Source organism: Vibrio sp. 1401 (genome assembly GCF_033340295.1).
In genome coordinates this window covers 1-936 of sequence record NZ_JAWOWF010000179.1, presented here as the reverse complement: position 1 = coordinate 936, position 936 = coordinate 1, and the positions used below count along the sequence as shown (strand labels likewise).

General features: G+C 47.1%; 2 protein-coding genes. Both read right to left on the bottom strand.

The genetic code is table 11. The annotated features are described in order from the left end of the window. Nucleotides 1-76: 76 nt before the first annotated feature. The gene (locus R7Z77_RS28970; RefSeq protein ID WP_373906686.1) at nt 77-310 is read right to left on the bottom strand and encodes an MbeD family mobilization/exclusion protein; all 234 of its coding nucleotides are present in this window, start codon (nt 308-310) and stop codon (nt 77-79) included. Between the two features lie 3 nt (nt 311-313). Beyond that, nucleotides 314-769 carry an MbeB family mobilization protein gene (locus R7Z77_RS28965; RefSeq protein ID WP_249335089.1) on the bottom strand — a complete coding sequence of 152 codons (456 nt, stop codon included), beginning with the start codon at nt 767-769 and terminating at the stop codon, nt 314-316. Nucleotides 770-936 lie beyond the last annotated feature (167 nt).

The following is a 936-nucleotide window of genomic DNA, read 5'->3' as shown; positions in this document are numbered from 1 at the left end:
TACACGAATGCATTTAAAACGGGAGTCAATCAACGGCAAAAACCTTTAAAACTCATTTCACGCTCTCTGTCTATGTCTAATCTCGCTTCGTGCTGTAATGCTTTTCCAACCGCTGAAGCTGAACGTTCAAGCCGTTCACTTGCTCGCTCAATCTGCTCACTTGCTGACACAACGTGGCGTTCTCTTTCAAAGTAGTGTTGAACATTTTCTCTAAATCCTTGTAAGCGTTCGCAAAGGCTTTGTGTTGCGCCTCGTGCTGCTGTTGTAATTGCTCGAAGGCGTTCAATAGCTGTTTCTCTAACTCCGTCATGCTCTAATATCCCTCCGGTATAAACATCGATCGGTCGTCGCTTTTTCTCGTCCAACCCTTCCCATCCTTGGCGACCGCTATACAAATCCTCTCTCCGCATTGGCTCAACTGAATCTTTCCGCCCTTCAATTCGAGCTGTTTTATCGTGGCACTCTGCTGATTGATCTCTAATTGGTTCGCTAGAATCATGCTCCCTTGCCACCAAATCACGCTTGAGCACGCCACTATCACGAGAAAGATAGTCAACCCTAGCCACGCCCAACTTTTCAGCACTAACACGCTCATGCGTCGATTCTGGGCGTTTATATCGCCTTTGATTTTCTGCTCGCTTGATCTCAACGCCTGTTCGATAACCCTCACGTGCCTCTCGAATTCGCTCTTGAGATGCTGCTCTGTATCGAGCGCTTGCTGCTTCGATTTCTTCTCGAAGTCCTGCGCCAAATCTAAAATCTTGCTCATACATCATGCCCTTTAATCGGATGTTTCTACCGCCTTCAGGATCGGCGATAGAGAGACTTTTTGAAGTCTGCCTCACTACTTGAAAACCAGAACGCTCTAAAACCTCAACAACCTGCGTTCGATCTTGAATGTCACCGTTCTGTGCCAACGAAAGCAAACCGTCTGTG